The sequence below is a fragment of the Bradyrhizobium sp. Unk1 genome (assembly GCF_059512345.1).
Map to the genome: position 1 here is coordinate 1 of NZ_JCAMOP010000162.1, position 1,504 is coordinate 1,504.

Annotated in this window: 1 protein-coding gene; it reads left to right on the forward strand. The window is 57.0% G+C overall.

The features are described 5' to 3' along the window. Nucleotides 1-381 precede the first annotated feature (381 nt). A complete protein-coding gene (locus AC5ZFO_RS47870) occupies nt 382-762 on the forward strand; it encodes a hypothetical protein (RefSeq protein ID WP_496124248.1) in 381 nt (126 codons plus the stop codon). The last annotated feature ends 742 nt before the right edge of the window (nt 763-1,504 follow it).

The following is a 1,504-nucleotide window of genomic DNA, read 5'->3' on the forward strand; positions in this document are numbered from 1 at the left end:
CCTCCCTTAAGTGGTGCTCAACAACTCCACTTTGGCACATCGATGCCGTCGGGCGGGGCGTCCACCCCATCATAAATGTCAGCTTCCGAGGCTTAAGCGGAAGTTGCCCTGCGCGGTCGGCATCGACTGCTTGTGACCCGTTGCGGACGTCGGCCAACGATCGCCGCTACCTCCGGGGTAGCCGCCGCCGTGCGGCCGTGTCCAGCTGTTGCCGAGTAGTGTTCGGGGGGTGACGAAACAAAATCCGCCGGGATGAAACCATTTTCCGGCCTTCACGAAGGCACGGTGAAACAGTCGGGCGTTTAAAAGAAGCATTGGAAGCGGTGGGCAAAGGGGCACAGCATAAAGAACGACGATCGCCATGGGGCGGGGAGCGAAGCCATGTCACAGATTCGCAAAGCTTTTTTGGGTGCTCTCGCGACAGCATTGACGATCGGTGCCGTGCAATTCGCTTCAGGTCACGACCTCGGAGACCGCTGGCAGGCGGGCTCTGAACAGCCAAGTCACATCGTCAATCGCGCCGGCAAGGCAGATCATCTTGCTGCCCTCAAGCCGTTCGCAGTCCAGACGAAAACGGTTTCCCTGCGCTTGAACGATCAAGCCGAGACATCGGTCCTGATGCGTATTCCATTTGCGCAGGCCCGCATCACCAAGACGCCGCTGTGGAATCAGAGCCGTAAGCCGACAGTCGCCTGCGAGCCCATGGTCAGTACGCTCACGGAAGTCGCAAAGCTCCTGCAGCCCGGCCGTTGCGTGACCTGATCACTCAATCCGCTTTTCGGGGTGAAGCGGATATGTCTGTGAAGCTTCTTGATGTCGTGCTTTGACCCTCAACAGACCTTTCAATGTCTGCAAGGTTCAGCAGAGGTTCGCTGTTGCCGATCTTGGGAATGTCCTGATGCCCAAATGTTTCGCGAAGCGAAAGGAAATTCCCGAGGTATAGTAGCTTGCCACCTACTTCGAGGTGGAGTTGCGGAGGACATCGCTATGAGATTTTCCTCGCTGTTCGTTGTGGGCTTAGCTGTCGCCATCTTGTCGAATGCATCCGCCAACGCCGCGACGAAAACTACGAGGCCGAACACTCCATCGACAGAGATATTTCACTCGGGTGCGCATGCCAAAGTGCTTGACCCGGATATAAGGGCGTTTGCACCACCCAAAGCTAGGACGTACGTGGAATGCAAACAAGGGCTATGGGCGCAAGGTGCGAACCCCAACTATCAATACGCGGTCTGTAGCAGTATGGGGTACAAAAACTGACCAATTCACGCACGCAGCAGAGGCCGCCCTCAGATGGTGGCCTCTCGGTCATATTGGGGTCTTATGAGGCCAGCAGGGAATGTCGCCTTCTGGCTCAACGCGGAAGTCCTGCGACATTCCGATTTCGCACCGCCTTCAAGGAGTATAGCAGACTTCAAACGGCGTCCCCGATTTATGATGGGGTGGACGCCCCGCCCGACGGCATCGATGTGCCAAAGTGGAGTTGTTGAGCACCACTTAAGGG

Bases quoted from the DNA above. Each gene is read 5' to 3' on its own strand.
- AC5ZFO_RS47870 (WP_496124248.1), top strand. From the start codon at position 382: ATGTCACAGATTCGCAAAGCTTTTTTGGGTGCTCTCGCGACAGCATTG.